23 protein-coding genes and 8 tRNA genes are annotated in these 25,678 nt (G+C 73.6%); 11 read left to right on the plus strand and 20 right to left on the minus strand.

The features are described from left to right. Nucleotides 1-42: 42 nt before the first annotated feature. From thrS to CYQ11_RS05295, 3 genes are all read right to left on the minus strand, one after another. Entirely contained in the window at nucleotides 43-2,019 is a 1,977-nt protein-coding gene (gene thrS, locus CYQ11_RS05285) for a threonine--tRNA ligase (RefSeq protein ID WP_099197689.1), read from the minus strand. 83 nt (nucleotides 2,020-2,102) lie between these two features. Beyond that, nucleotides 2,103-3,311 carry a hypothetical protein gene (locus CYQ11_RS05290; RefSeq protein ID WP_104650965.1) on the minus strand — a complete coding sequence of 403 codons (1,209 nt, stop codon included), beginning with the start codon at nucleotides 3,309-3,311 and terminating at the stop codon, nucleotides 2,103-2,105. After that, a complete protein-coding gene (locus CYQ11_RS05295) occupies nucleotides 3,311-3,892 on the minus strand; it encodes a DUF4365 domain-containing protein (RefSeq protein WP_099197690.1) in 582 nt (193 codons plus the stop codon). Before CYQ11_RS05295 ends, CYQ11_RS05290 begins: the two co-directional genes overlap by 1 nt. A 164-nt stretch (nucleotides 3,893-4,056) precedes the next feature. Between CYQ11_RS05295 and CYQ11_RS05300 the strand changes: the two genes are divergently transcribed. Continuing rightward, entirely contained in the window at nucleotides 4,057-4,782 is a 726-nt protein-coding gene (locus CYQ11_RS05300) for a 3'-5' exonuclease (protein WP_099197691.1), read from the plus strand. 71 nt (nucleotides 4,783-4,853) lie between these two features. Here the strand turns inward: CYQ11_RS05300 and CYQ11_RS05305 are convergent. From CYQ11_RS05305 to CYQ11_RS05315, 3 genes are all read right to left on the minus strand, one after another. Further along, a tRNA-Val gene (locus tag CYQ11_RS05305) sits at nucleotides 4,854-4,925 on the minus strand. 169 nt (nucleotides 4,926-5,094) lie between these two features. Next, a tRNA-Val gene (locus tag CYQ11_RS05310) sits at nucleotides 5,095-5,166 on the minus strand. Between the two features lie 74 nt (nucleotides 5,167-5,240). Beyond that, nucleotides 5,241-5,672 carry a TIGR02611 family protein gene (locus CYQ11_RS05315; RefSeq protein ID WP_099197692.1) on the minus strand — a complete coding sequence of 144 codons (432 nt, stop codon included), beginning with the start codon at nucleotides 5,670-5,672 and terminating at the stop codon, nucleotides 5,241-5,243. 191 nt (nucleotides 5,673-5,863) lie between these two features. Between CYQ11_RS05315 and CYQ11_RS05320 the strand changes: the two genes are divergently transcribed. Beyond that, nucleotides 5,864-6,277: an SsgA family sporulation/cell division regulator gene (locus CYQ11_RS05320; protein WP_003959770.1), complete on the plus strand. Its 414-nt coding sequence runs from the start codon at nucleotides 5,864-5,866 to the stop codon at nucleotides 6,275-6,277. Between the two features lie 250 nt (nucleotides 6,278-6,527). Then, a complete protein-coding gene (locus CYQ11_RS05325) occupies nucleotides 6,528-7,064 on the plus strand; it encodes a CGNR zinc finger domain-containing protein (RefSeq protein ID WP_099197693.1) in 537 nt (178 codons plus the stop codon). 38 nt (nucleotides 7,065-7,102) lie between these two features. On the opposite strand, the gene CYQ11_RS29415 is transcribed toward CYQ11_RS05325, so the two are convergent. Beyond that, on the minus strand, nucleotides 7,103-7,243 hold the full coding sequence (locus tag CYQ11_RS29415; protein WP_181143587.1) for a hypothetical protein: 141 nt from the start codon (nucleotides 7,241-7,243) through the stop codon (nucleotides 7,103-7,105). A gap of 68 nt (nucleotides 7,244-7,311) precedes the next feature. Beyond that, the gene (locus CYQ11_RS05330; RefSeq protein WP_099197694.1) at nucleotides 7,312-7,761 is read right to left on the minus strand and encodes a hypothetical protein; all 450 of its coding nucleotides are present in this window, start codon (nucleotides 7,759-7,761) and stop codon (nucleotides 7,312-7,314) included. Nucleotides 7,762-7,928: 167 nt separating this feature from the next. Here CYQ11_RS05330 and CYQ11_RS05335 point away from each other — a divergent pair, with 167 nt between their 5' ends. Next, a complete protein-coding gene (locus tag CYQ11_RS05335) occupies nucleotides 7,929-8,444 on the plus strand; it encodes a DsbA family protein (RefSeq protein WP_099197695.1) in 516 nt (171 codons plus the stop codon). A 26-nt stretch (nucleotides 8,445-8,470) separates the two neighbouring features. On the opposite strand, the gene CYQ11_RS05340 is transcribed toward CYQ11_RS05335, so the two are convergent. Genes CYQ11_RS05340 through CYQ11_RS05350 form a run of 3 tightly spaced genes read right to left on the minus strand, consistent with a single transcriptional unit; the run spans nucleotide 8,471 to nucleotide 11,185 of the window. After that, nucleotides 8,471-9,292 (minus strand): GNAT family N-acetyltransferase, encoded by an 822-nt coding sequence (locus CYQ11_RS05340; protein WP_099197696.1) that lies wholly within the window; start codon nucleotides 9,290-9,292, stop codon nucleotides 8,471-8,473. A 31-nt stretch (nucleotides 9,293-9,323) separates the two neighbouring features. Further along, nucleotides 9,324-10,154, minus strand: coding sequence for an aminotransferase class IV (locus CYQ11_RS05345; protein ID WP_099197697.1), 831 nt, complete (start codon nucleotides 10,152-10,154; stop codon nucleotides 9,324-9,326). Beyond that, a complete protein-coding gene (locus tag CYQ11_RS05350; RefSeq protein WP_181143828.1) occupies nucleotides 10,151-11,185 on the minus strand; it encodes a chorismate-binding protein in 1,035 nt (344 codons plus the stop codon). Before CYQ11_RS05350 ends, CYQ11_RS05345 begins: the two co-directional genes overlap by 4 nt. Before the next feature lie 168 nt (nucleotides 11,186-11,353). On the opposite strand from CYQ11_RS05350, the gene CYQ11_RS05355 reads away from it, so the two are divergent. The 6 genes from CYQ11_RS05355 to CYQ11_RS05380 all read left to right on the plus strand — a co-directional run bounded on the left by CYQ11_RS05355 (nucleotide 11,354) and on the right by CYQ11_RS05380 (nucleotide 11,895). Beyond that, nucleotides 11,354-11,426, plus strand: a tRNA-Gly gene (locus CYQ11_RS05355). Nucleotides 11,427-11,463: 37 nt separating this feature from the next. Continuing rightward, nucleotides 11,464-11,537: transfer RNA gene (locus CYQ11_RS05360), tRNA-Cys, on the plus strand. Nucleotide 11,538: 1 nt separating this feature from the next. Beyond that, a tRNA-Val gene (locus CYQ11_RS05365) sits at nucleotides 11,539-11,613 on the plus strand. A gap of 20 nt (nucleotides 11,614-11,633) precedes the next feature. After that, nucleotides 11,634-11,705 (plus strand) — tRNA-Val (locus CYQ11_RS05370). 23 nt (nucleotides 11,706-11,728) lie between these two features. Further along, nucleotides 11,729-11,803: transfer RNA gene (locus CYQ11_RS05375), tRNA-Val, on the plus strand. A 20-nt stretch (nucleotides 11,804-11,823) separates the two neighbouring features. Beyond that, nucleotides 11,824-11,895: transfer RNA gene (locus CYQ11_RS05380), tRNA-Val, on the plus strand. 213 nt (nucleotides 11,896-12,108) lie between these two features. Here the strand turns inward: CYQ11_RS05380 and CYQ11_RS05385 are convergent. Next, nucleotides 12,109-12,312, minus strand: a complete 204-nt coding sequence (locus tag CYQ11_RS05385) for a hypothetical protein (RefSeq protein WP_099197698.1) — start codon at nucleotides 12,310-12,312, stop codon at nucleotides 12,109-12,111. Between the two features lie 671 nt (nucleotides 12,313-12,983). On the opposite strand from CYQ11_RS05385, the gene CYQ11_RS05390 reads away from it, so the two are divergent. Then, a complete protein-coding gene (locus CYQ11_RS05390) occupies nucleotides 12,984-14,246 on the plus strand; it encodes a serine/threonine-protein kinase (protein ID WP_099197699.1) in 1,263 nt (420 codons plus the stop codon). A gap of 22 nt (nucleotides 14,247-14,268) precedes the next feature. Here the strand turns inward: CYQ11_RS05390 and CYQ11_RS05395 are convergent, their stop codons facing one another. The 8 genes from CYQ11_RS05395 to CYQ11_RS05430 all read right to left on the minus strand — a co-directional run bounded on the left by CYQ11_RS05395 (nucleotide 14,269) and on the right by CYQ11_RS05430 (nucleotide 25,370). Next, nucleotides 14,269-15,087: a TrmH family RNA methyltransferase gene (locus CYQ11_RS05395; RefSeq protein WP_099197700.1), complete on the minus strand. Its 819-nt coding sequence runs from the start codon at nucleotides 15,085-15,087 to the stop codon at nucleotides 14,269-14,271. Between the two features lie 49 nt (nucleotides 15,088-15,136). Continuing rightward, nucleotides 15,137-16,366 (minus strand): uroporphyrinogen-III C-methyltransferase, encoded by a 1,230-nt coding sequence (cobA, locus tag CYQ11_RS05400; RefSeq protein ID WP_099197701.1) that lies wholly within the window; start codon nucleotides 16,364-16,366, stop codon nucleotides 15,137-15,139. A 147-nt stretch (nucleotides 16,367-16,513) separates the two neighbouring features. Next, nucleotides 16,514-20,242 carry a nicotinate-nucleotide--dimethylbenzimidazole phosphoribosyltransferase gene (gene cobT, locus CYQ11_RS05405; RefSeq protein ID WP_099197702.1) on the minus strand — a complete coding sequence of 1,243 codons (3,729 nt, stop codon included), beginning with the start codon at nucleotides 20,240-20,242 and terminating at the stop codon, nucleotides 16,514-16,516. Nucleotides 20,243-20,459: 217 nt separating this feature from the next. Further along, the gene (gene cbiE / locus CYQ11_RS05410) at nucleotides 20,460-21,683 is read right to left on the minus strand and encodes a precorrin-6y C5,15-methyltransferase (decarboxylating) subunit CbiE (RefSeq protein WP_099197703.1); all 1,224 of its coding nucleotides are present in this window, start codon (nucleotides 21,681-21,683) and stop codon (nucleotides 20,460-20,462) included. A 94-nt stretch (nucleotides 21,684-21,777) separates the two neighbouring features. Beyond that, on the minus strand, nucleotides 21,778-22,428 hold the full coding sequence (locus CYQ11_RS05415; RefSeq protein WP_099197704.1) for a GNAT family N-acetyltransferase: 651 nt from the start codon (nucleotides 22,426-22,428) through the stop codon (nucleotides 21,778-21,780). Nucleotides 22,429-22,584: 156 nt separating this feature from the next. Further along, a complete protein-coding gene (locus CYQ11_RS05420) occupies nucleotides 22,585-23,454 on the minus strand; it encodes a MetQ/NlpA family ABC transporter substrate-binding protein (RefSeq protein ID WP_099197705.1) in 870 nt (289 codons plus the stop codon). 90 nt (nucleotides 23,455-23,544) lie between these two features. Continuing rightward, entirely contained in the window at nucleotides 23,545-24,315 is a 771-nt protein-coding gene (locus tag CYQ11_RS05425; RefSeq protein WP_099197706.1) for a methionine ABC transporter permease, read from the minus strand. Then, on the minus strand, nucleotides 24,312-25,370 hold the full coding sequence (locus tag CYQ11_RS05430; protein ID WP_181143588.1) for a methionine ABC transporter ATP-binding protein: 1,059 nt from the start codon (nucleotides 25,368-25,370) through the stop codon (nucleotides 24,312-24,314). Before CYQ11_RS05430 ends, CYQ11_RS05425 begins: the two co-directional genes overlap by 4 nt. Nucleotides 25,371-25,678 lie beyond the last annotated feature (308 nt).

The following is a 25,678-nucleotide window of genomic DNA, read 5'->3' on the forward strand; positions in this document are numbered from 1 at the left end:
GGACGGGCCGCCCCTCTCACCCCCGCTCAAGCGGGGACCACGTCACGCCTGGACGCGACGCTCGACCACGTCCACGAGCTTCGCCAGGGCCTCGTCACGCGGGACACCGTTCTCCTGCGAGCCGTCCCGGTAGCGGAACGACACCGTGCCCGCGCTCATGTCGTCGTCACCGACGATGATCATGAACGGAACCTTGGCCTTCTGCGCGTTGCGGATCTTCTTCTGCATGCGGTCCGAGGAGGCGTCGACCTCGACCCGCAGGCCCTTCTTCTTCGCCTCGGCGGCGAAGTCCTGCAGGTACTCGACGTGCGCGTCACCGATCGGGATGCCGACCGCCTGCACCGGGGCCAGCCACGCCGGGAACGCACCCGCGTAGTGCTCCAGCAGCACGGCGAAGAAGCGCTCGATGGAGCCGAACAGGGCACGGTGGATCATGACCGGGCGCTGCTTGGTGCCGTCCGCCGCGGTGTACTCCAGGTCGAAGCGCTCCGGCAGGTTGAAGTCGAGCTGGATGGTCGACATCTGCCAGGTACGGCCGATGGCGTCCTTCGCCTGCACCGAGATCTTCGGGCCGTAGAAGGCCGCGCCACCCGGGTCGGCGACGAGCTCCAGGCCCTGCTTCTCGGCGACCTTGCGCAGGGTCTCGGTCGCCTCCTCCCACGCCTCGTCCGAGCCGACGAACTTCTCCGGGTCCTTGGTGGACAGCTCCAGGTAGAAGTCGTTCAGGCCGTAGTCGCGCAGGAGGTCCAGGACGAAGGTGAGCGTCCGGTCGAGCTCCTCGCCCATCTGCTCACGGGTGCAGTAGATGTGCGCGTCGTCCTGCGTGAAGCCGCGGGCACGGGTCAGGCCGTGCACGACGCCCGACTTCTCGTACCGGTACACGGTCCCGAACTCGAACATGCGCAGCGGCAGCTCGCGGTACGACCGCCCCCGCGCGTCGAAGATCAGGTTGTGCATCGGGCAGTTCATGGGCTTGAGGTAGTAGTCCACGCCCTCGTCGAGCTGCATGGGCGGGTACATGCCGTCGGCGTACCAGTCCAGGTGGCCCGAGGTCTCGAAAAGCTTGCCCTTGGTGGCGTGGGGGGTGTAGACGAACTCGTACCCCTCTTCCTCGTGCCGCTTGCGGGAGTAGTCCTCCATGACCCGGCGGATGATGCCGCCCTTGGGGTGGAAGACGGCCAGACCCGAGCCGATCTGCTCCGGGATGGAGAAGAGGTCGAGCTCGTTGCCCAGCTTGCGGTGGTCGCGCTTCTCGGCCTCGGCGAGGAACTCCAGGTGCGCCTTGAGCTCGTCCTTGGACGGCCAGGCGGTGCCGTAGATCCGCTGGAGCATGGGGTTCTTCTCGCTGCCCCGCCAGTAGGCCGCGGCGTTGCGCATCAGCTTGAACGCCGGGATGAACCGCGTCGTCGGCAGGTGGGGACCGCGGCAGAGGTCCTTCCAGCACAGCTCGCCGGTCTTCGCGTCCAGGTTGTCGTAGATGGTGAGCTCGCCCGCGCCCACCTCCACGTCCGCGCCGTCGTCGTGCGAGGCGGAGCCCTTGAGGCCGATCAGCTCCAGCTTGTACGGCTCGTCGGCGAGCTCCTCGCGGGCGGCCTCGTCGGTGACGACGCGCCGCGAGAAGCGCTGACCGCGCTTCTGGATCTCCTGCATCTTCTTCTCGACGAGCTTGAGATCCTCGGGGGTGAACGGCTTCTCGACGTCGAAGTCGTAGTAGAAGCCGTCCTTGACCGGCGGGCCGATGCCCAGCTTGGCCTCGGGGAAGAGCTCCTGCACGGCCTGGGCCATGACGTGGGCCGTCGAGTGGCGCAGGATGTTCAGGCCGTCCTCGGAGGAGATCTCGACGGGCTCGACCTCCTGGCCGTCGGCGACGACGTAGGCCAGGTCCTTCAGCTCGCCCGCGACGCGCGCGGCGACGACGGTGCGCTCGCCGGCGAAGAGGTCGGCGGCCGTAGTGCCCGTCGTCACCACGCGCTCTTCCCGCTCGGAATCGCGTTGGATGATCACACGGACGTCTGACACCGGTCTCTCCTGACTTATGGGGCGCGACAGCGGTCGCTGTGCGCCTGAATCGTACCGAGCCCGGCCCCCTGGTCGCTAAACGGTTAATCGGCGTCGGGCTTCTCGCCGAGGACGTCGTGGCTTTCGTGGAGGGACTTCAGCAGCCGGTCGCGCTCGGCCTCGTCGACGGGTACGGGAGTGACGTCTCCGGCGCCGGCCAGCCGGCGGAAGCCGCCCCGGCTCTCCAGCCGTCCGCTGATCCTGACCGGCAGCCCGACGAGGTGGGCGTGCCCGGCGAGGCGGTAGTCGTCCTCGCCGAGGACGGCCCGTACCTGGCCGGTCTCCGCGCCGGCGAGCACCCTCAGTCGCACCACGCCCGGGCCGCCGGGTGCCTCGCGGCGCATCCGCACGACGGCCGCGGTCAGCCGGACGGTGACGTCGGGCTCGTCCCGTACGTACCGGGCGCCGGCCTCGCGCAGGGCGGGGAGGTCGCCGGGCGAGAACTCCACGGGTTCGGGCCGGGCCGCGAAGCCTTCGGGCACTCCGGCCGCCGGGGCCCATTCCACGCCGACGCGAATGCCCTGGGAGCCGGCGACGAGGGCGACGAGGGCTTCGGTCAGCTCCCGGCAGACGCCCGCGCCGACGGCCGTGTCGAAGGCGTCCATGCGGCCGGTGGCGCGCTGGTAGTCGGTGGCGTCGCGGGTGGCCTGGAGGGCGCGCAGCAGTGCCGTGGCCAGGGGGCGGCCGCCTTCGGCCGGGGTCGCCGCCGCCGCTTCGGCCGCTGGGGCGGGGGGCGGGCCGACCGGCAGGAAGACGGTGAGCTCCCGGCCGCCGGGGGCGGGGCCGGTGAGGAGGGCGTCGAGGGCGGCCTCGGCCCGGCGGCGGTGCCGGGCGCCGTGGTAGCCGGCGTGGGCGCGGGCGGCGAGGGCTCCGGCGAGCAGCATCGCGCGGGCTCCGGCGCGCAGGCGTTCCTGGGCGGTCCAGGCGGCGGCGGGGGCCCGGGGGGCGGGGATCTCGCGTCGCCAGCGGATCTCGTCGCTGGGGACGCGCAGGGCGACGAGGATGTCGCGGGCCGAGGGGGCCACGGTGTGTTCGAGGGCGGTGAGGGCCTCGGCGAGGAGGTCGGCGCTGTCGGGGAAGGCGTGGCTTTCGGGGACGAGGAGGCTGGTGCCGGGGCCGGTGCCCTCGGGTGGGGTCCAGCGGCCGTAGCGTCCGGGCTCTCCTCCGCGCCGTCGCCAGCCGTGGCGGGCGAGGAGGACGCCGAGGACGGCGGGGTCGGGGCCGCCGGGGGGTGGTGCGGTCGGCCTGTGCATCAGGGTCTCCCTCCCGCCCCGACCCGCGTCATGATCTCGCAGAGTGCGCGGTCGTCGAAGACGCGTGAGGTCGGGATGCGCACGGTGGTCCTGCGCCTGCCGGTGACGGGGTGGCCGGCGAGGTTGGTCCAGTAGCAGCAGTGGCGCAGTTCGAGGCGGTCGTGCCCGGCGCGCAGCCAGTCCTCCCGGGCACGCGGGACGATCATGACGACGAGGATCTTGTGGACCGACACGGGGGTGCGGGCGAGCTTGGCCAGGTGGTCGTTGTCGAGGGTGAAGCCGAAGGTGGCGTCGGCGGGGTGGCGGGGGCCGAGCTGGTAGGTGCACTTGAGCTGCACCTTGATGGTGACCTCGTCGTCGGTGGTGTGGCCGGGGGCGCTGTGGCTGAGGTGCCAGTCGATGCCGTTGTCGGGGAAGGGCTGGGCGAGGGAGCAGCCGGCGGCGGCCGCGACGGCGTGGAGGTAGCCGATCTGCAAGGTCTCCATGCAGGCGGTGGTGGCGAGGGCGCCGCGGAGCGCGGCGAGAGGCCCGGGCGCGCGGTGGTCCGGGGGTGCGGCCGGGTCGGGCTGAGCGAGCGCCATGTCCGAAAAACCTTCCGGGCTCGCCGGTCTTGGGTCGTACATCTGTGTTGTCTCCAGACGAACTCCCCGGCAAACAGCGGCGGTTCGGGCGGCGGGCTGGCCGGGTATCACCTGGCAGGGAGGGGAAACACGCCAATTGCCGGACGGACTCAAGGAGTTGCTTCATGCCGTGCTGGTTCGAGGGGCCGTTGGCGGCCTTCGACACGGAGACGACCGGGGTGGATGTGGAGCGCGACCGGATCGTGTCGGCGGCTTTCGTGACGCAGTCGCAGACGGGCGCCGTTCCCGTGGTCACCCGCTGGCTGGTGAATCCGGGGGTGCCGGTTCCGGAGGCGGCGACCGCGATCCACGGTCTGAACGACGACCATCTGCAGCGGTACGGCCGGTGGCCCGCGCCGGTGATGGAGGAGGTGGCGCGGGCGCTGGCGGGGCACGCGGCGCGCGGCATACCGCTGGTGGTGATGAACGCGCCCTTCGATCTGACGCTGCTGGACCGGGAGTTGCGCCGGCACCGGGCGTCGTCGCTCGCCGGGTATCTGGGGGGTGCGGCGCTGTGCGTGATGGACCCGTGGGTGCTGGACAAGCACCTGGACCGCTACCGCAAGGGCCGCCGGACACTGTCGGACCTGTGCGACCAGTACGGGGTGGTGCTGTCGGGGGCCCATGACGCGGCGGCGGACGCGGCGGCGGCGCTGGAGGTCGTGCGGGCGGTGGGGCGGCGGTTCGCGTCCCGGCTGGAGCGGCTGAGTCCGGCGGAGCTGCACACGCGGCAGGCGCTGTGGCACGCGGCCCAGGCGCGGGGCCTGCAGGCGTGGTTCACACGCAACGGTTCGACGGAGGAGTGCGATCCGGCGTGGCCGTTGCGGCCGGATCTGCCGGCCGCGGCCTGAGGGGGCGGCGGCGCGGGGCCGGTCATGCGAAAGGCCGGCCCATCAGTTGATGGACCGGCCTTCCCCGGGCGTGGGCGATACTGGGATCGAACCAGTGACCTCTTCGGTGTGAACGAAGCGCTCTCCCGCTGAGCTAATCGCCCGGGTTTCCCTCGGGGTTTCCCCCGGGAACGCACTGAACAATACAGGCCGCGGGGCTCCTTCATCAAATCCCCCTCCGCCCGGCATCGGGTCCGGATTCCGGAGGCGGGCGGGTGCGCGAAAAGACCGAGGGTCCGCGAGGTGTGAACCTCGCGGACCCTCGGTCCGATGTGGGCGATACTGGGATCGAACCAGTGACCTCTTCGGTGTGAACGAAGCGCTCTCCCGCTGAGCTAATCGCCCGGGCGCACCGCAAACATTACCGCATGTCAGAGGGTGCCCAGAACCACCCGTGCCTGGTCAGGGGCCGGCCGGCGTCAGTGGCCGAGGTTCCAGGGCGGCCGGAGGCCGTAGCTGGCGACGTAGAGGCCGACGAGCACACCGACGATCACGAGGCCGGTGACGGTGAGGATGATGTTGCGCCGGCGGACCTTGGGGTCGAGGGCGCGCTGGGCGGCTTCGGTGACCTTGCGCTTGGTCCAGCGCAGGACGAGCTGGGCCCAGACGAATTCGGTGGCCCAGATGGCCATGCCGGCGAAGATCACGAGCCAGCCGGGGCCGGGCAGGGGCAGCATGACGATGCCGGCGGCGACGACGGCGAGGCCCACGACGAAGACGCCGACTTGCCAGCTCAGGTGCAGGGGGCGGGACCGCCTGATGAAGTGCGGGGCCCGGGAGCCGAGCCCCTTTTCGCCCTGTTCGTCACCCTCTGTCGCGGCGGTCCGCCGCTCGTCACGCTCCGCGTTCATGCGGCCCAAGTTACCCGACGGGCGGGAACTCACCGGTTCGGCGGAGCGCGCGGCGTGACGGCTGGGCCGTCCGGGGTATCCGAACAGTCCCAAAACGGTCAGAGGGGTTTACAACGGCACCGTAGGTGGCATGTCGATTTCGCCGACGTGCGAATCCCCGAGCGCACACTGAGCGAAAGGCCTTGGCGCTTATGAACACCACGGTCAGCTGCGAGCTGCACCTGCGCCTCGTTGTGTCGAGCGAATCCTCACTGCCTGTACCCGCAGGCCTGCGGTACGACACGGCCGATCCCTATGCCGTGCACGCCACCTTCCACACCGGAGCCGAAGAAACCGTCGAATGGGTCTTCGCCCGGGACCTGCTCGCGGAGGGCCTGCATCGGCCCACCGGCACGGGCGACGTCCGCGTCTGGCCCTCGCGCAGTCACGGCCAGGGCGTCGTCTGCATCGCGTTGAGCTCGCCGGAGGGCGAGGCCCTGCTCGAGGCGCCGGCGCGGGCGCTGGAGTCGTTCCTGAAGAGGACCGACGCCGCCGTCCCACCGGGCACCGAACACCGTCACTTCGACCTGGACACCGAGCTCTCGCACATCCTGGCCGAGAGCTGAAGCCGGGCCGGGGCTGACCCGGAGCGCGCCGGCCCACTCGGGGAGGTCGCGCGCGCACGTCTCGCATAACGGCACCACACGCCGCCGCCGCGGAGCCACCGCGGCGGCGGCGCCGTCGCGCCGGGCACCGCACGGGACCCCGGCCGGGGAGTCGCCGCGCGAGGGAAGCCGCTAGAGTCGCTGCCCGCAGTCGAACATGTGCCGCCCTCTCGCAGACCCTCCTCCGCCCGGCCAGGGAGCGAACGATTCCGTGCTGATCAACCACGACATCCGGCGCACGCTCGACGCCGTCGTCGACCTGCTGAACACCGAGCTGCCCGACCTCCCCGCCCTGCGGGAGTACGTCCGGCGGCACGACTTCAGCGGCATCGGCGCGCTCCGGGAGCCCGACCTGGCGGCCGTGCGCTCGGCGCGCGACCGGTTCATCCAGGTGTTCGACTCCCAGGACGCGCGCGCGACGGCGGACCTGCTCAACGCCCTGGTCGCGGAGGCGGGGACCACGCCGCGCCTGACCGACCACGACGGCTACGACTGGCACGTGCACTACTTCGCACCCGGCGCCTCCCTCGCCGAGCACCTGGCGGCGGACGGCGGGATGGCGCTGGCGTTCCTGCTGGTGGAGGGCGAGCTGGAGCGGCTGCGGCGGTGCGGGGCGCCGGACTGCGGGCGCGCCTTCATCGACCTGTCCCGCAACCGGTCGCGCCGCTACTGCGACGGCCGTACCTGCGGGAACCGGCTGCACGTGGCCGCCTACCGGGCCCGGCGGCGGGAGGCCGCCGCGGAGTGAGGACGGCCCGCCCCGCGCCGGGCGGCGCCGGGGTCCGCTCACCAGCGGTACAGGTCGTGCACGGCGGTGAGCAGGATCAGCGTGGCTATGAAGGCGAGAAAGAACATCAGCGGCGGTTGGGACAGTGCGAAGAGACAGCCTCGCGGCTCGTCGGTGATCTCGGCCGGTTCGTCGTTCATCTCCGACAGATCATGGCGCAGCCCCTGCCGGTCACCTCACCAACGCTCCACCTTTCGGGCGGAGTTCGTCAGATTCCGTGCTTCTTGAGGATCGCCTCGATGTCGGAGAAGTCCTCGCCGTCGCCCTGCGGGGGCTTCGCCTTGCCGGCCTTCGGGCGCTCGGCCTGGCGGGGCGAGCCGAGGGAGGGGGCGGAGGCCGTGGGCGCCAGCGCCTCGGGCCGCCCGGCCGCCGCGGCCCGGCGGCGCTCCTTGCGGGTGCCGCCGCGGCGTCGCTCGACGGCCCTGCTGATCATGAACAGCGCGGCAGAGAGCGCAAGGATCCCGAAGCCCGCCCAGACGCTGGGCTTGAAGACCAGGTCGGTGACCCAGTCGATCACGCCCGTCAGGACCAGCCCGATGGGCACGAGGGCGTAGGCGGCGATGCGGGTCGCGGCGAGGAAGCGCTTGCGGTAGGCCGTCAGCAGGGCGATTCCCAGGCCGGCCGCGGACACCGCGGCGCATACGGTCGAGATCAGCATCCGGTCCTCCTGCCGACGGCGGTCTCCTTCCTCCATCCTGCACCGGCCGCGGCGGCGAGTGCCACGGCCCGCGGCCGGATCGGGGAGATCTCCGGGTCGGTCTCGGGGGCGGACTCCTCCCCAGGACCGAGCTGCCCTCATCCCGTGCGGGCTGGAAGACTGGCCCCATGAGCGATACCGATCCCCTCCCCACCGTCCGCCCCGTCCTCGACGTCTGGTGCGAGCTGCAGTGCCCCGACTGCCACCAGGCCCTCGACGACCTCCGGGCGTTGCGGGCCCGCTACGGCGACCGGCTGGAGATCCGGCTGAGGCACTTCCCGCTGGAGAAGCACAAGCACGCCTACGCCGCGGCCCAGGCGGCCGAGGAGGCGGCCGAGCAGGGGCAGGCCTGGCCGTACGTCGAGGCCGTGCTGGCGCGGACCGGGGAGCTGGCGGAGCGGGGCGAGAAGCTGCTGGTCGAGGTGGCGGGCGAGCTCGGGCTGGACGCCGAGGAGGTGGACACCGCGCTGATCGACGGCCGGCACATGCTGATCGTCGACGCGGACCAGGCCGAGGGCAAGGCGATGGGCGTGACGGGGACGCCCACCTACGTCATCGACGGCGTGCGGCTGGACGGCGGCAAGAGCCAGGAGGGCCTGCGGGAGCGCGTCGAGGAGATCGCCGACCGCCTGCTGGCCGGCTGAGGCGCACGGCGCTCCTTCGGGGGCGCCTAGAACAGCGGCTTGTAGAGGTGGTAGTCGGTGGGCTCGTAGCCGAGCGACTCGTACAGCCTCAGGGCCGGGATGTTGTCGGTGAAGACGTTGAGGCCCAGGGTGCGGGCCCCGGCGGCCAGGCTCTCGCGTTCGGCGAGGCGCATCAGCGTGCGGCCGTGGCCGCGGCCCCGGTGGGCGGCGCCGACGAGGACGTCGAAGACGAAGGCCGCCCCGTCGCGGACGGCCAACCACAGGGTGCCGACGTCCTCGCCGCCGTGGGTGAGGACGCGCAGGACGGCGCCCGGGGTGGCCGGGCCCCGTGACAGCGCCGTGGCGTGGTCGCGCTCGGCCTTCGCCAGGGCCTGGGCGCGGGGTATGCCGCGGTCCGCCCAGTGCGCGGCGTAGGCGGCCTTCCCCGCCGTCTGCCAGGCCGGGAACTCCTCCTCGGTCATGGGCCGGGCGGTGCTGCCCGCGGGCAGTGCGGGGGCCTCGGCCAGCGGTTTGGCCATGGACCGGTTGCGCTCGGTGTAGCCGAGGGCGCCCGCGAGGCCGAGGGCCCGCGTGGCACTCGCCGGGATGCTCACGGCGACCTGTCCGCAGCCCCAGCCGCGCAAGACCTCCTCCGCGGCGAGCGCGGCGACCGTGCCGCGTCCCCGGCCGCGGTCGGGCTCGTCGACGACGAGCCGGGCGATCGTGCCGAAGCGCGGTCCGAAGCGGTGGTCGGTGGCCAGGTCGACGCTGCCGACGGGCCGGCTGTTGACGCAGATCTCGTACGTACGGGACCGGCCGCCGTCCTCGGTGCGCCGTTCGGGTGCGGTGGGCCGCAGGGTGGTGGTCACGTTGGTGTTGTACCTGCCCCGCGGCCGCGCGTCATCCGGTTTGCGGGTCGGGGTCCGCGGCCGAGCGCTCGTCGAAGACCCGCATGGCCTTGGCGGTCACCGGGCCGGGTGCGGCGGGCAGTTGGCGGCCGTCGAGGGCGCGGACGGCCTGGACGTCGCGGAGGGAGGAGGTCAGGAAGACCTCCTCGGCGCGGTCGAGCACGTCGAAGGGCAGGTCGGTCTCCTTGGCGCCGGTCCACTCCAGGACCAGGGCGCGGGTGATGCCGGCCAGGCAGCCGGAGGAGAGCGGCGGGGTGTGGAGTTCGCCGTCGAGGACGACGAAGACGTTGGAGCCGGTGCCCTCGCACAGGGCGCCGACGGTGTTGGCGAACAGTGCCTCGGTGGCGCCGCGCTTGTGGGCGTGGGCGAGGGCGACGACGTTCTCGCCGTAGGAGGTGGACTTGGCGCCGGCGAGGGCGCCGCGTTCGTTGCGGGTCCAGGGGACGGTGACGGCGGCGGTGACGTCGGGCCGCCGGGAGGTCTCAGCGAGGGCGACGACGAGGGTGGGGGTGGTGGCGCCGCGGTCGGAGCCCAGCGGGGCGATGCCGCCGGTGTAGGTGACGCGCAGCCGGCCCAGCGGCATGGGGTTGGCGTCGAGGACCGCCGCGCAGGCCCGGCGGACCTCGTCGAGGTCGGGTTCGGGCAGTCCGAGCAGGCGGGCCGAGGTGGCGAGCCTGGCCAGGTGCCGGGTCATGGCGAAGGCGCGGCCGTCGGCCGCCTTGAGCGTCTCGAAGACGCCGTCGCCGACCGTGAGGCCGTGGTCGAACACGGAGACCTGGGAGCTTTCCGCGTCACGGAGCGTGCCGTCGAGCCAGATGATCACCGTCTCGTCCCTTCTGCGGGCGTGTGTGCGGCCGACGCTATCGCGAGGAGCCGGGCGGCCTTGAGCTCCGTCTCGGCCCACTCGCGCTCCGGGTCGGAGCCCCAGGTGATGCCGGCGCCGGTGCCGAAGCGCAGCGCCGGGCCGCCGGCGGCTTCGCGGTCGATCCAGAAGGTGCGGATGCCGACGGCCAGCTCGCCGGTGCCCTGGTCGGCGTCCACCCAGCCGATGCCGCCGCAGTAGGGGCCGCGGGGGGCGGTCTCCAGGGAGTCGATGATCCGCAGGGCGCTGGCCTTGGGGGCGCCGGTGACGGAGCCGGGCGGGAAGGTGGCGGCGAACAGCTCCGGCCAGCCGGCGCCGGGGGCGATCTCGCCGCGCACGGTGGAGACGAGGTGGACCAGGCCGGGGTGCTGTTCGACGGCGCAGAGCGCGGGGACGGTCACGGAGCCGGTGGCGCACACGCGGCCGAGGTCGTTGCGGACCAGGTCCACGATCATGACGTTCTCGGCGTGGTCCTTCTCCAGGAGGTCGGCCGCGGTGCGGCCGGTGCCCTTGATGGGCCCGGACTCGACGGTGCGGCCGGTGCGGCGCAGGTACAGCTCGGGCGAGGCGGTGGCGACCTCGACGCCGTGGGCCGGCAGGCGGATCGTGCCCGCGTGGGGGGCGGGGTTGCCGCGGGCCAGGAGCGCGGTGAGGGCGTCCACGTCGGTGGCGGCCGGGTCGGGCAGGGGCGCGCTGAGCACGCGGCAGAGATTGGCCTGGTAGACCTCGCCGGCGGCTATGTGCTCGCGGATGCGGCGCACGCCCGCGGTGTAGGCGGCGTGGTCGAGGGAGCTGGTCCACTGCCGGGGGTCCGGGCCCCGCCAGCGGCCGGGTGCGGGGGCCGGGGCGGGGCGCACGTCGCCGAAGCGTGCGCAGGTCAGACCTCCTTCGAAGTCGGCGACCACGGCCCACCAGCCGGTCGATTCCAGGGCGGCGGGGTCACTGGTGACGTCGCGCAGGTCAGTGGCGAGGAGGCCGCCGAATCGGGCCATGGCAGACAGGTGCAGCACGTCATCGAGTCTATGGCGCGGCCCGTCGGGACGGCCCCGGTGGAGGATCAGCGCAGCATGCTGGGCAAACGGAATTTGAGCTGGCGCCGGAATCCGCTAAAGTTCAACACGTCGCCGGGACGCGGAAGCGCTCCGGAGAAACGACAGAGTGCGGACATAGCTCAGTTGGTAGAGCACCACCTTGCCAAGGTGGATGTCGCGAGTTCGAGTCTCGTTGTCCGCTCGAGTTGGGGGGATCTTCCCGAACCCCCCGCACTCCTGGTGGAGTGGCCGAGAGGCGAGGCAACGGCCTGCAAAGCCGTCTACACGGGTTCAAATCCCGTCTCCACCTCCAAGGACGATTAGCTCAGCGGGAGAGCGCTTCCCTGACACGGAAGAGGTCACTGGTTCAATCCCAGTATCGTCCACCAGGGTCCCCACGGACCCTCCTGCGCGATTAGCTCAGCGGGAGAGCGCTTCCCTGACACGGAAGAGGTCACTGGTTCAATCCCAGTATCGCGCACGCATGATCCACGCATGATCCCCGGACGATTAGCTCAGCGGGAGAGCGCTTCCCTGACACGGAAGAGGTCACTGGTTCAATCCCAGTATCGTCCACCAGGGTCCACACGGACCCTCCTGCGCGATTAGCTCAGCGGGAGAGCGCTTCCCTGACACGGAAGAGGTCACTGGTTCAATCCCAGTATCGCGCACTTGATCGGCCGGGGGCCGGAACCACAGTGTTCCGGCCCCCGGCCGTTTTGCGTTCCCGGGTTTCTTCTCACTACCGCATTGACCTGCGAAAACGCGACGGCCGGGTACCTCCCCAGGTACCCGGCCAGTCGTGCCGTCCGCCGCACCCCCGTCCCCACGGGGTTATGGCCGGTGTGTCCCCGGCCCGGGCCGCTCTCCCGGACCCGAAGCGCTCAGCGCCCCAGAATGCCGGCCACGGACGACGCTTGGATGACGACGGCGTCCCAGCCGCCGAAGGCCACGGCGAGCAGTGCTGCCAGGGGCAGCACCATCGCAGCCGCGACCAGGGGGTGGCGGGTGGAGGACGGGCGGTCGCCGAGGACGTCCGCCGCCCGGTGGTGTGCCGGGCGGCCCGTGTCGCGTGCGAGATCCGCCATCGTCCCTCTCCCTCCGTGCGTCTTGGCAGCGGCGGGCACCTGACCTCGGGGGACGAGTGTTGTGCCCGCCGCTTGACCTCAACACTAGGCGCGCGGCACCGGCCCGGCGTCATGCCCTCGTACCGCTTGCCGGTTCCCCCGGAGGATGAGGCCGGGTGGAGACGGCTACTCCCGTGGGTGGAGACCGGCGCCCGCCGCCTGGGGGACTTCCCTGACGAGGCCGGCAGGAGGGGGAGCGGCCGGCGCGGTGACCCGGCTGCGGGGGCGGTCGTCGCGGCCGGGCGCGGGGCCGTCCGGCGTCCGCACCCGAGGTGAATTCGATCACTTCCGCCACACATACGGGGGTTCCCGTCCCGGCTTTCCCACCGCCCCCGGCGCACGTCGTGCCGGGCGCCCGGCTCGCGGCCCGCGCGGCCGGGGCCCCGCCGCCCCGACCGGCCCGAGCGCCGCCAACCCCCCTTCGGGGCAGGCGCCTTGGCGACCGGGCGGCGAGCGGGGCGGGCACGGCCGGCGGCGGCGCCCGGCGCCGGGGGTGCCCCGCGCGGCTCCGCCAATCCAGTTGCCGACGCATGCGCGGCCTCTGAGCGCGACCGTCCGTCAATCCGTAAGCTGTGGCACGTCAGACGCCGGGCAGCTACGTGGGGCAGCCCCACCGGAGGTAGGGGACGAAGATGACGATGATGCGGCTCCGGCGCGAGGACCCGCGTGTCGTCGGCTCGTTCCGGCTGCATCGTCGGCTGGGCGCGGGCGGCATGGGTGTGGTCTACCTCGGTTCCGACCGGCGGGGCCAGCGGGTGGCGCTGAAGGTGATCCGGCCGGACCTGGCGGAGGATCAGGAGTTCCGCTCCCGCTTCGCGCGCGAGGTCTCGGCCGCACGCCGGATCCGCGGCGGCTGTACGGCACGGCTGGTGGCCGCCGACCTGGAGGCGGACCGGCCGTGGTTCGCCACGCAGTACGTACCGGGCCCCTCGCTGCACGACAAGGTGAACGAGGAGGGGCCGCTGTCGGCGGCTCAGACCGCCTCCATCGGGGCGGCGTTGGCCGAGGGCCTGCTCGCGGTGCACGACGCGGGCGTGGTCCACCGCGACCTCAAGCCGTCCAACATCCTGCTCTCCCCCAAGGGCCCCCGCATCATCGACTTCGGCATCGCCTGGTCGACCGGTGCCAGCACGCTCACCCACGTCGGCACGGCCGTCGGCTCGCCGGGCTTCCTCGCTCCCGAACAGGTGCGCGGTGCCGCGGTCACGCCGGCGACGGACGTCTTCGCGCTGGGCGCCACGCTCGCCTACGCCTCCACGGCCGACTCTCCCTTCGGGCAGGGCAGTTCGGAGGTCATGCTCTACCGCGTGGTGCACGAGGAGCCGCAGCTCATGGGCGTGCCGGACGCGCTCGCCCCGCTCATCCACGCGTGTCTGGCCAAGGACCCGGAGGAGCGCCCGAGCACCCTCCAGCTGTCCCTGCGACTGAAGGAGATCGCCGCCCGCGAGGCCCACGGCCTGTCCGAGGGCCGTCCGCCGTCGCCGCGCCGGGAGCCGGACCGTCCCCCGGCCCGCCGGGCCGCGGAGTACGAGCGGCAGCGCACCGAGCGGCAGCCGGGCGGTTCCCCCACGCCGCGCCCGCACGCACCGCTGCGCTCACCCGAGGCCCACCGGGCGCCCGAGCGGCGGCCGGCCCCGCCGCGGGCCAGGCGCGGGGGCAGTGGTTCCCGGGCCGGAGCGCGTACGGGGCCGGGTGCCCGGCGGCCGGGGCCGGACCGCAAGCTGCTGCGCCAGCGGCTGATCGTGTTCGTCGTGGTGACGTTGCTGGTGGCCCTGGGCATCGCCGCGGCCCAGGGGTGCCAGGGGCCGGCGCACAGCATGGACCGGCTGCCCTCCCCGCCGGTGGTGTCGGGCGGGGCCGCGGCAGGCCCCGGCGGGTCGTCCGCCGACGGGTGAGAGGACGCCGGCGAGTCGGCCGTCAGCTTTCGGGGCGTCCCGTCGTGACGGCGTAGAAGGCCACTGCCGCCGCCGCGCCGACGTTCAGCGAGTCCACCCCGTGCGCCATGGGGATGCGGACCCAGTCGTCCGCCGCCCTCAGCGCGCGGGCCGACAGGCCGTCACCTTCCGCGCCCAGCATGAGCGCGGCCCTCTCCAGCCGGTGCGGAGCCGCCTCGTCCATGGAGGTGGCCTTCTCGTCGGGGGTGAGGGCCAGGAGTCGGAAGCCCGCCTCGCGCACGGTCTCCAGGTCGCGGGGCCAGCTCTCCAGACGTGCGTAGGGCACGGAGAAGACCGCGCCCATCGAGACCTTGACGGACCGTCGGTAGAGCGGGTCCGCGCAGTCCGGGGAGAGCAGGACAGCGTCCATGCCGAGGGCCGCGGCACTGCGGAAGATGGCACCGATGTTGGTGTGGTCCACGAGGCTTTCGAGCACGGCGACGCGGCGGGCGTCGCGCAGCAGCTCGCCGGCGTCCGGGAGGGGCGTGCGCTGCATGGAGGCCAGCGCGCCGCGGTGGACGTGGTAGCCGGTCACCTGCTCGGCCAGCTCGGGCGTGACGGTGTAGACGGGGGCGTCGGCGTCGTCGATGACGTCCCGCATCACCTCCACCCACTTCGCGGTCAGCAGCATCGACCGCATCGCGTAGCCGGCCTGGTGGGCGCGCCGGATCACCTTCTCGCCCTCGGCGATGAACAGCCCCTCGGCGGGCTCGCGGCGGCGCCGCAGCTCGACGTCGGTCAGGCCGGTGTAGTCGTGCAGGCGCGGGTCGCCGGGGTCGTCGATGGTGATGAGTTCGGCCATGCTGGGTTCGTCCTGGTTCGGTGGGTGCGCGTACGGGTGCCTGCGGCGGTCAGCGGTGGGTGTCCGGGCCCACGGTCACGACGTCGCCGATCACGATGACGGCCGGCGGGCGTATGTCCTCGGCCCGGACCCGCTCCCCCACCGTGGCGAGCGTGGCGTCCACGCGGCGCTGGGCGGCCGTGGTGCCCTCCTGCACGACGGCGACGGGCGTGTCGGCGGAGCGGCCGTGCCCGATGAGCGTCTCGGCGATGGCGCCGATCTTCTCGACGGACATCAGCAGCACGAGCGTGCCCCGCAGGCGGGCGACTGCCTCCCAGTCGACGAGGGAGCGGGGGTCGTCGGGTGCGACGTGGCCGCTGACGACCGTGAACTCGTGGGCGACTCCGCGGTGGGTGACGGGGATGCCGGCCGCGGCGGGCACGCTGATGGTGCTGGAGATGCCGGGCACCACGGTGCAGGGGATGCCGTGCTCGGCCAGCGCCTGGAGCTCCTCCATGCCGCGGCCGAAGACGAACGGGTCGCCGCCCTTGAGGCGGACCACGGCCTTGCCGGCCTTGGCGTGCTGGATGAGGGCGTTGTTGATGGCCTCCTGGGCCATGAAGCGCCCGTAGGGGATCTTGGCCGCGTCGATGACCTCGACGTGCGGCGGCAGCTCGTCCAGGAGGTCGCGGGGGCCGAGCCGGTCGGCGATGACGACGTCGGCCTCGGCGAGCAGCCGGCGTCCGCGGACGGTGATGAGGTCGGGGTCGCCGGGGCCGCCGCCGACCAGGGCGACGCCCTTGGCCGCGGTGCGGTGGTGGGGGGCGGCCAGCGAGCCGTCGCGCAGTCCTTCGACGACGGCGTCGCGCACGGCGGCGGAGCGGCGGGGGTCCCGCCCGGTGAGGACGGCGACGGTGACGCCCGCGGCGCGGCCGGTAGCCGGCGTCCACGCGGAGGCGGCCTCGGCGTCGTCGCTGCGCACGGCCCACACGCGGCGGGCCTCGGCCTCGGCGGAGGCGGCCTCGTTGGCGGCGGGGTCGTCGGTGGAGATCAGGGCGTACCAGGCGCCGTCGAGGTCGCCGTCACGGTAGCGGCGGCGCTCCCAGCGCAGTTCGCCGGCGTCGGCCATCGCCTCGACGGAGGGGGTGGCCGAGGGGGAGACGAGAAGGACGTCCGCCTTGGCGGCGAGCAGGGCGGGCAGACGGCGCTGGGCCACCTGACCCGCGCCGAGGACGACGACGCGGCGTCCCGCGAGGCGCAGTCCGACGGGGTAGGCGGCAACGTGTGCGGGCTCGGCCATGATCCGGGGTCTCCTCGTGCGAATGCGCTGGTGGGGACACCTTATGGTGCGGCGCGGGCCGGTGGGCGGGGCGGGGGCGGACCGGGCCTCGTCCCCTGGGGGTCCGTCACCCCGCGCCGTGGCGCGGGGTGACGGACCCCCAGGGCGTCAGCCCTTCTCCGTGACGCCCGCGGTGTCGAACGTCGCCACTTCGTGCATCGCGCGCGCGGCGCTCTGGACGACCGGCAGGGCGAGCAGGGCTCCGGTCCCCTCACCGAGGCGGAGGTCCAGGTCGACCAGCGGCCGCAGACCCAGCTTGGTGAGCGCGGCCACGTGGCCCGGCTCGGCGCTGCGGTGCCCGGCGATGCAGGCGGCGAGCGCCTCGGGGGCGATGGCCCGGGCGACCAGCGCGGCGGCGCCCGCGCTGACGCCGTCCAGGATCACCGGCGTGCGCAGCGACGCGCCGCCGAGGATCAGGCCGACCAGCGCGGCGTGCTCCAGGCCGCCGACGGCGGCCAGGACGCCGATGGGGTCCTCGGGGTCCGGCCGGTGCAGCTCCAGCGCCCGGCGGACCACGTCGATCTTGCGGGCGTGCATCTCGTCGTTGATGCCGGTGCCGCGGCCGGTGATCTCCGCCGGGTCCGCGCCGGTGAAGACGGCGATGAGGGCGGCCGACACGGTGGTGTTGGCGATGCCCATCTCACCCGTGAGCAGGGCCTTGTTGCCGGCCGTGACGAGGTCGCGGGCGGTCTCGATGCCCACCTCGACGGCGCGCAGCGCCTCCTCGCGGGACATCGCGGGGCCGGTGGTGAAGTCGCTCGTACCGGGCCGGATCTTGCGGGGCAGCAGGCCGGGGGTGCTGGGCAGCTCGCTCGCGACGCCCACGTCGACGACGCAGACCTCGGCGCCGACCTGCTTGGCGAAGGCGTTGCACACGGCTCCGCCGCCCAGGAAGTTGGCCACCATCTGGGAGGTGACCTCCTGGGGCCAGGCCGTGACGCCCTGGTGGTGCACGCCGTGGTCGCCCGCGAAGATCGCGACGGCGGCGGGCTCCGGGATCGGGGGCGGGCACTTGCGCGACAGGCCGCACAGCTGCGCGGAGATGATCTCCAGCATGCCGAGCGCGCCGGACGGCTTGGTCATCCGCTTCTGCCGCTCCCATGCCTCGCCGAGCGCCTTGGCGTCCAGCGGGCGGATGCCGCGCAGGGTCTCGGCGAGCAGGTCGTGCGGGTCCTCGCCGGGCAGCGCGCGCCGCCCGTAGGTCTCCTCGTGGACGACCCAGGACAGCGGCCGGCGCTTGGACCAGCCCGCCTGCATCAGCTCGGGCTCGTCGGGGAACTCGTCGACGTAGCCGACGCAGAGGTAGGCGACGACCTCCAGGTGCTCGGGCAGGCCGAGCTCGCGGACCATCTCGCGCTCGTCGAAGAAGCTCACCCAGCCGACGCCGAGGCCCTCGGCCCGGGCGGCGAGCCAGAGGTTCTCCACGGCGAGGGCGGAGGAGTACGGCGCCATCTGCGGCTGGGTGTGCCGCCCCAGGGTGTGGCGGCCGCCGCGGGTGGGGTCCGCGGTGACGACGATGTTGACGGGCGTCTCGAGGATCGCCTCGATCTTCAGTTCCGTGAACTGCTTGGCCCGGGCCTTGGGCAGCGACTTGGCGTACGCCTCGCGCTGGCGCACGGCCAGCTCGTGCATGGCCTTGCGGGTCTCCGCGGAGCGGATGACGACGAAGTCCCAGGGCTGGGAGTGCCCGACGCTCGGGGCGGTGTGCGCCGCTTCGAGCACCCGCAGGAGCACCTCGTGCGGGATGGGGTCGGTGCGGAAGCCGTTGCGGATGTCGCGGCGCTCGCGGATCACGCGGTGGACGGCGGCGCGCTCGCTCTCGTCGAAGGCGGGGGCCGGGGGGCCCACCGGCTCGGGCGCGGCGGCCGGCTCCTGGGCTTCGAGGGCCTCCGGGGCCTCGACGGCCTCAGGGGCCTCCGGGGTCTGCGGCGCTTCCGGGGACTGTGGGGTGACGTCGGCTGCCTGCGGCTCCTGGACCTCCGGAGCCACCGGGGACGCTTGCGCGGGCTGGGCCTCCTCCGTGCCGGAAGGCGCGCTCTGGACGGGGACGGGCTCCGCCTCGGGGGCGGGCTCGGCCGGCGCGTGCTGCTGCGGAGCGGCCGGGGCCGCGTCGGCGGCGACGGGCGCCTGCTGCTGCGGAGCGGGCGCGGGCGCCACGGCCTCGGCGTCCTGGGCCGGTGCCGGGACCTCAGCCGGGGGCGCCGTCACCGGGGCAGGGGCCTGGGCCGGCTGCTCGACGGGAACGGCGGCGGGCTCCTGAGGGGCGACGGCGGCCTGGGGAGCGGCGGGCTCCTGCGGCACGGCGGCCTGGTCGGTCACCGGCGCGGCGGGCTGTTCCACCACCGGCTGCTCGGGCTCCGGCTGGGCGACCGGGGCCTGGACGGGCTCCGGCTGCGCGGGCACCGCTTCCGCCTCGGGGGCGGCCGGGGCCTGCGGCTGCGGGACGACCGGGGCGGCCGGGGCCTGCGGCTCAGGTGCCGCGGCCGGCTGCGCGGGCGCGGCCTCGGCGGTGGTCACGGTCGCGTCCGGCGCCACGGCCTCGGCGACGACCGGGGCCGCGACCGGCTCGGCGGCGTCCGTCACCGGCTGTGCCTCCTCCACGGCGCGCTGCGCCGGCACGGAGACGGCCTCGGCGACCGCCTCGGGGGCGTCCGCGACGACGGCCACGGCCGGTTCGGGCTGAACGGGCGGCACGTCGACTGGCTGGGCGGGCTGTACGGGCTCGGCGACGGCCTCGGGCTGCGGCGCGGTGACCTGCTCGGGCGCCTCCACCGCGACGGCCTCCGGCGTTTCCGGCAGCTCCCACGTGGGCGGCGCCTCCGCGCCCTGGGGCTCGGGGGCCACGGCCGGAGCGGGCGCCGGCGGAGCCTCCTGGGCGGGGGCGGGCGGAGCCTGGACGGGCTGCGGGGCGGCCGCCTCGGCACCGCCGTCGGCCGGCACGGCGACGCTGGGCGGCAGCGGCGTCCCGTCGGCACCGCCGGTCTCCCCGGCGGGCTGCGCGGCGCCCTGGGGGTGGGCGTCGGCGCTCACCACGGCGGCGAGCCGGCCGAGCACGCCGGCCGCGGCGTCCTGCTGGAGCACGGCGGGCGCCGGCTGCGGGGCACCGAGGTCGAGGCCGTGGGCCGGCGTCTCCTCGGGGGTGGCGCTCTGCTGCGCGGCAGGCGCTGACACGGCTTCAGCCACGGGCTCGGCGGCCACCGCCGGGCCGCCGGCGGTCGTCGTCGCCGCGACGGCGGCGCCCTCGGCCGGAACGGCCGGTGCGGCGGCCACCATCTCGGGGGCGACCGGCGCGGGGGCGGTCTGCACCGCGGCGGCACCGGTGTTCTGGGCGGGCACGAAGGCCGTGGCCGGGGCGCCGCCAAGGGTCTCGTCGGGGCCCGCGTCCAGGTACTCGACGCCGCCGGCCTGCGGTGCGGCCTGGCGAGCCGGTGCGCCGACGGGCTGCTGGGGTGCGGCGGGGCCCCGGTCGGCGAGGGAGCGGACGACACCGGTGGAGGGCTCTGGCACGGGCGGGCCCATGTGCAGCGGGCGGCGCGGCGCCGGGGCCGCGGCGGCGGGCGGGGTCGTGCGGACGCCGGTGTAGTCGACCGAGCCCGTGTCGCGGCCACCCGTCTCGTGCGTGCCGCCGGTGGCGGCGGGCTGCTCCATCCAGGCGCCCTGGGCACCCGGCATCAGCAGCAGGTCGTCCTCGTCCGCGGCGTCGTGGTCGATGAAGGTGTAGGGAGCCTGGCTTCCGGTGTCGGCAGGACCTGCGGCGTCCGCGGGGAGCGGGTGGCCGGGCAGTGCGCCTGCGTTCTCCGGCTGTCCCTCGTCCGGGAACCGGCCGGTGTCGGTCATGCGTACCCCTCGCCCATCGGTAGTGCTCCTTCCAACCGCTCACGCCCATAGACAACAACGAGCGTCCATGTATTGCGGCACGTTGTGTGCCGTCCTGTGCCACCCTGCCCTGTACGCGCCAAGCGGGGGGCGCGTTCCGAGCATTGACGGTGTGGCGTCGGACACCGAGCGGCTGTTACAACGATCCGCCAGCCTACCCCGCGCCGGTGACCGGCCCTCAGGGGTGGGTGCGGCGGCCGCTCAGCAGGAAGGCGACGGCGCGTTCGCGTTCCACCCATGCGGCGGTGTCCAGTTCCACCGCCTGGAGCAGGGTGCACTCGGCGGCGTAGCCGCCCTCGGCCAGCGCGCGGCCGATGGCCTCGGCGTCGTCGCGGGTGACGGCGTGGGCGACGATCCGCTCGGGGCGGCGGTCGGCGCAGGCGGCGACGACGGCCGCTCCCCCGCCGCCGACGCGGACCACGTCGGGTTCGGGGAGGTCCTCGAGGACCTGGGGCGCGGTGCCGTGGACGACCTGGAGCTGGACGCCGTGCCGGCGGGCGGCCGCGGTGGTGCGGTGGCAGGCGGCGGGGTCGCGGTCGACGGCGATGACTGCGGCGCCGAACCGGGCGGCCTCGACGGCGGCGGCGCCGCTGCCGGAGCCGATGTCCCAGACGAGGTCGCCCACGCGGGGGCCGAGGCGGGCGAGTTGGGCGGCCCGCAGCTCGGTGGACTCGCCCTCGCCGAGGCCGTCACCGTAGGCGCCGCCCCGCAGGGCCCAGCCGCGCAGGGCCGGCGGGTAGCCGGGGTCGCGGCCGGCGATCCAGCCGCCGCCGGCCTTCGGCCGGGACTCCGCGGCGCCGGGGCCGCCGATGACGATGACGACGTTGGGGTCGCGCCAGGTGTGGTCGGCGGCCCGGTCGGAGGTGACGACGGTGACCTCCTCGCGCTCGGTGCCCAGCTCCTCGCAGATGACGAAGGTGCGGTGGACGTCCCCGAGGAGGAGGGCGAGTTCGGCGGGGCCGGCGCCGGGCGAGGTGAGGACGGCGACCTTGGGGTGGGCCCGGCAGACGTTGACGGCGCGGCGCAGGTCGCGGCTGTGGGCGACGACGATCTGGGCGTCGTCCCAGGGCATGGCGGTGCGGGCGAAGGCCGTGGCGACGGAGGAGACGGCCGGCACCACCTCGACCTCCAGCCCGTGCTCGGGTGCGCGCAGGGTGCGCAGGACGCCGAAGAAGCCGGGGTCGCCGTCGGCGAGGACCACGGCGGAGCCGCGGTGCTGGGCGATGCGGCGGGCGGCGAGGTCGACGCTGCCGAGGCGGATGCGCTCGGCGGCGGGCGGGACCTCGGGGAGGGCCAGGTGGTGGGCCGCGCCGGCGACGAGGGTGGCGGCGGCCAGGGCGGAGCGGGCCGCGTCCGTCAGCGGTGAGCCGTCCCATCCGATCACCGTGACCCGGTCGGCCATCGTCGTCAGTCTCCTGGGGCTTGTCGTGGGTCGGGTCCCCGTGGGGCCGGGGCGAGCAGGGTGAGGGTACCCCGGTTTGTCCGGAGCGGGGTGGTTAGCGCCAGTCGGGGAACGCGGTCGCGTAGTCGGAGCAGCCGTATCCGCCGGCGGGCGCCTCGCGGATCTCGTCGAGGTCCTCGGGCAGCAGGCTCCAGACGATGAGGTCGGTGCGCAGTTCGGTCCAGCCGCCGTCCTCCGTGCGGCTGCGCGCTATCCAGGCGCTGCGCAGCACGCCCTCGCTGATGCAGCCGATCTTCTGCGCGACCTGCTGGGAGGCGGTGTTGTCGGCGGCGGTGCGCAGTTCCAGGCGTTCGAACCGCTGGTCGTGGAACAGCCACTGGGCGACCGCGAGGACGGATTCGCAGGCGTAGCCCTCGCCGCGGGCCCAGGGCGCGGTGACGTAGGCGACCTCGGTGGAGAAGGTGCGCCAGTCGGTGTTGCGCAGGTGGACGATGCCGACCAGCCGGTGGGTGAGGAACTCGGTGACGGCGAAGACGATTCCGCGCCCGGAGGTGCGCTCCGCGGGGGCCTGGCGCAGGACCCAGTCGCGGGCGTCGGCGGTGGTGTAGGGGTGGGGCGCGGAGGTCCAGGCGGTGGTGAGCTCGTCGTTCATCATCTCCGCCAGCGCGGGGACGTCCCCCGCCTCGAACGGGCGCAGCACCAGCCGGTCCGTACTGATGGAGATGTCCGGAAAGGTGGAAGTCATGCGCTGCTCCAACGCCGGGGGCGGGTGGGCGGGGGTCCCTCTTGGGTGCACCAGCATGCAGCATCGGCAGGCGGGTGTGCCAAGCGCGTAGGCCCCGCGCACCGGGTCCGAGTGCGCGGGGCCTACGACCGTACGGACGGCCGAGGTTACAAGGTGTCAGCTCTGCGGGGCACCGAAGGCGGGGATGACGGCGCCGTTGAACTTCTCCTCGATGAACTTCTTCACCTCGTCGGAGTTGAGGAGCTTGGCGAGCTTGGCGACGCGGGGGTCGCCCTCGTTGCCCCGCTTGACGGCGAGGAAGTTCGCGTAGGGGTTGCCTTCGGCCTTCTCCAGGGCGATGGAGTCCTTGGCGGGGTTGAGCTTGGCGTTGATGGCGAAGTTGCCGTTGATGACGGCGGCGTCGACGTCGGCCAGGCGGGAGGGGATCTGGGCGGCCTCCAGCTCGGTGAACTGGACGCCCTTCTTGTCCTCGACGTCGGAGAGCTTGGCCTCGGCCCCGACGCCGTCCTTCAGCTTGATGACGCCGTTGTCCGCCAGCAGCTTGAGGGCGCGGCCCTCGTTGGTGGTGTCGTTGGGCACGGCGATGGTGGAGCCGGAGGTCAGGTCGGCGACCTTCTTGCCCTTCTTGGAGTACAGGCCCAGCGGCTCGACCTCGACGTTGACGACGGGCACGATGTCCGTCTTGTTCTTCTTGTTGAAGTCGTCGAGGTAGGGCTTGTGCTGGAAGAAGTTCGCGTCCACCTCACCGTTCTGGGTGGCGGTGTTGGGGAGGACGTAGTCGTTGAACTCTCTGACCTTGAGCTTGAGGCCGGCCTTCGCCGCGAGGTTGTCGCGGACGAAGTTCAGGATGTCGCCGTGCGGGGTGGGGCTGGCGGCGACGACGAGCTCGGCGGCGGGGTCCGCGTCCTTGCCCTTCTTCGACGACCCGGAGCTGGAGGTGTCGGAGGGGGCGCTGCAGGCGCTCAGGCCGAGGGTGAGGGCGGCGGCTGCCGCGGCGGCGGCGGTGAACTTGACGGTAGTACGCACGAAGAGTGCCTCTTTCCTTGTCTCACGAGGTGTTGCTGCCCGGCAAAGGGTCCGGGCTCGTGGGTCTGTGGGGGGCCGGGGCCCCCGGCGTCAGGCGGCCTTGTCGGGGGCGACGGCCTCCGTGGCGGCCGGGGCGGCCGCGTCGGCGGGCTTGCGCTGGGCGGGCAGGAGGCGGCGCAGGCCCACCGGTGACGCCGAGCGGCCGCCGCGGGCGGCGAGGCGCCGCACGGCCAGGTCGCCGGCGAGCTGGACGACCGTGACGATGACGATCAGCAGCACGATGGTGATGTTCATCAGGTCGCGCTCGGAGCGCATGTAGCCGTAGGTGATGGCGAGGTTGCCGAGCCCGCCGCCGCCGACCGCGCCCGCCATGGCGGAGTAGCCGATGAGGGTGATGACGGTGGTGGTCAGGGCCGCGATGAGCGAGGGCAGGGCCTGCGGGAGCAGGACCTTGAAGACGATCGTCCAGGTGCCGCCGCCCATCGACTGCACGGCCTCGACGAGGCCGTGGTCGACCTCGCGGACGGCGGTCTCCACCAGGCGGGCGAAGAACGGGACGGCGCCGACGGCGAGCGCCACCACGGCCGCGCTGGGGCCGATGGAGGTGCCGACCACGAAGCGGCTGAAGGGGATCAGCCAGACGATGAGGATGATGAAGGGCAGCGAGCGGCCGAGGTTGAGGACCGCTCCGAGGACCTTGTTCACCACGGCGTTCTGCAGCAGGGCACCGCGGTCGGTGAGGACGATCAGCAGGCCCAGGGGCAGTCCGCCGACGACGGCGTAGACGGTGGACCACCACACCATGAAGAGCGTGTCGAGACAGGCGTCACGCAGCAGCGGCTGCATCTCGGTCCAGGTCACTGGGCACCGTCCTTGAGGATCGCGTCGGCCGAGGCCGTGTCGTGGGCGGTCCGCACGTCCGCGACGTCGACCTGCAGGCCCTGCTCGCGCAGGAAGCCGATGGGGACGACGTTCTCCTCGAAGCGGCCGGGCAGCTCGATGCGCATCCGGCCGACCTGCTTGCCGGCGACGGTGTCCATCGCGGCGCCCAGGATCGAGATGTCGATGTTGTACGTACGGGAGAGCTGGGAGATGACCGGCTGGGTGGCGGCCTCACCGTGGAAGGTGACGTCGACGACCGTGCGGCCGGGGCCGGAGGGCTCGCCGCCCACCGGGAAGAGTTCGGCCGCGAGCTCCGAGCCGGGCGTGGCCAGCAGTTCGGAGACGGTGCCGGACTCCACGACGCGGCCGCCCTTCATCAGGGCCGCGGAGTCGCAGATGGTCTTGACGACCTCCATCTCGTGGGTGATGAGGAGGACGGTCAGACCGAGCTGCCGGTTGAGGTCGCGCAGCAGCGTGAGGATCGAGCGGGTGGTCTCCGGGTCGAGCGCGGAGGTCGACTCGTCGGAGAGCAGCACCTTGGGGTCGCCGGCCAGGGCGCGGGCGATGCCGACGCGCTGCTTCTGACCGCCGGACAGCTGGGTGGGGTAGGCCTTGGCCTTGTCGGCGAGGCCGACGAGGTCGAGCAGTTCGAGTGCCTTGCGGCCGCGCTCCTTGCCGGAGACGCCCAGGATCTCGAGCGGCAGCTCGACGTTGGCCTGGACGGTGCGCGAGGAGAGCAGGTTGAAGTGCTGGAAGACCATGCCGATGCGGCTGCGCGCCTGGCGCAGCGCGGCGTTCGCCCGCTGGCCGCGCCCGGCGAGGGCGGTCAGGTCCTGGCCCGCCACCGTGACCGTGCCGGAGGTGGGGCGCTCCAGGAGGTTGACGCAGCGGATGAGGGTCGACTTGCCGGCGCCGCTCTGGCCGACGACGCCGTACACCTCGCCCTCGCGGACGTGGAGATCGACGCCGTCGAGGGCGGTGACCTCGCGGCCGCGTGAGCGGTAGACCTTTGTCAGGCCCGTAGTGGTGATCACAGGGATTCCGTCACTGTCGAGTGCCCGGCGCTGGTGACGGCCGGACACGGGCATTCATTGCGGAACGCGGCATGGGAAGCCCGGCGGGCGCGCGGGGACGTGCGGCCTGGGGTTCCGGTGACGCGGGGCGAGCGGTCCGGGCCGGTGTCGGCTGCCGGACGGCTTCACGGGGTCTCGCTTCGGGGCGCGAGGCACAGACGGGGGCCCTCAGCGGTCACACATTCGACACATGCGACGAGCAGCACCGGGCGTCGTCATCGCCTCGGTCGCAAGGATGCGGGTGCTCGTCGTGGTCATGCGGGCAAGTA

Source organism: Streptomyces cinnamoneus, assembly GCF_002939475.1.
Classification (GTDB): domain Bacteria; phylum Actinomycetota; class Actinomycetes; order Streptomycetales; family Streptomycetaceae; genus Streptomyces; species Streptomyces cinnamoneus_A.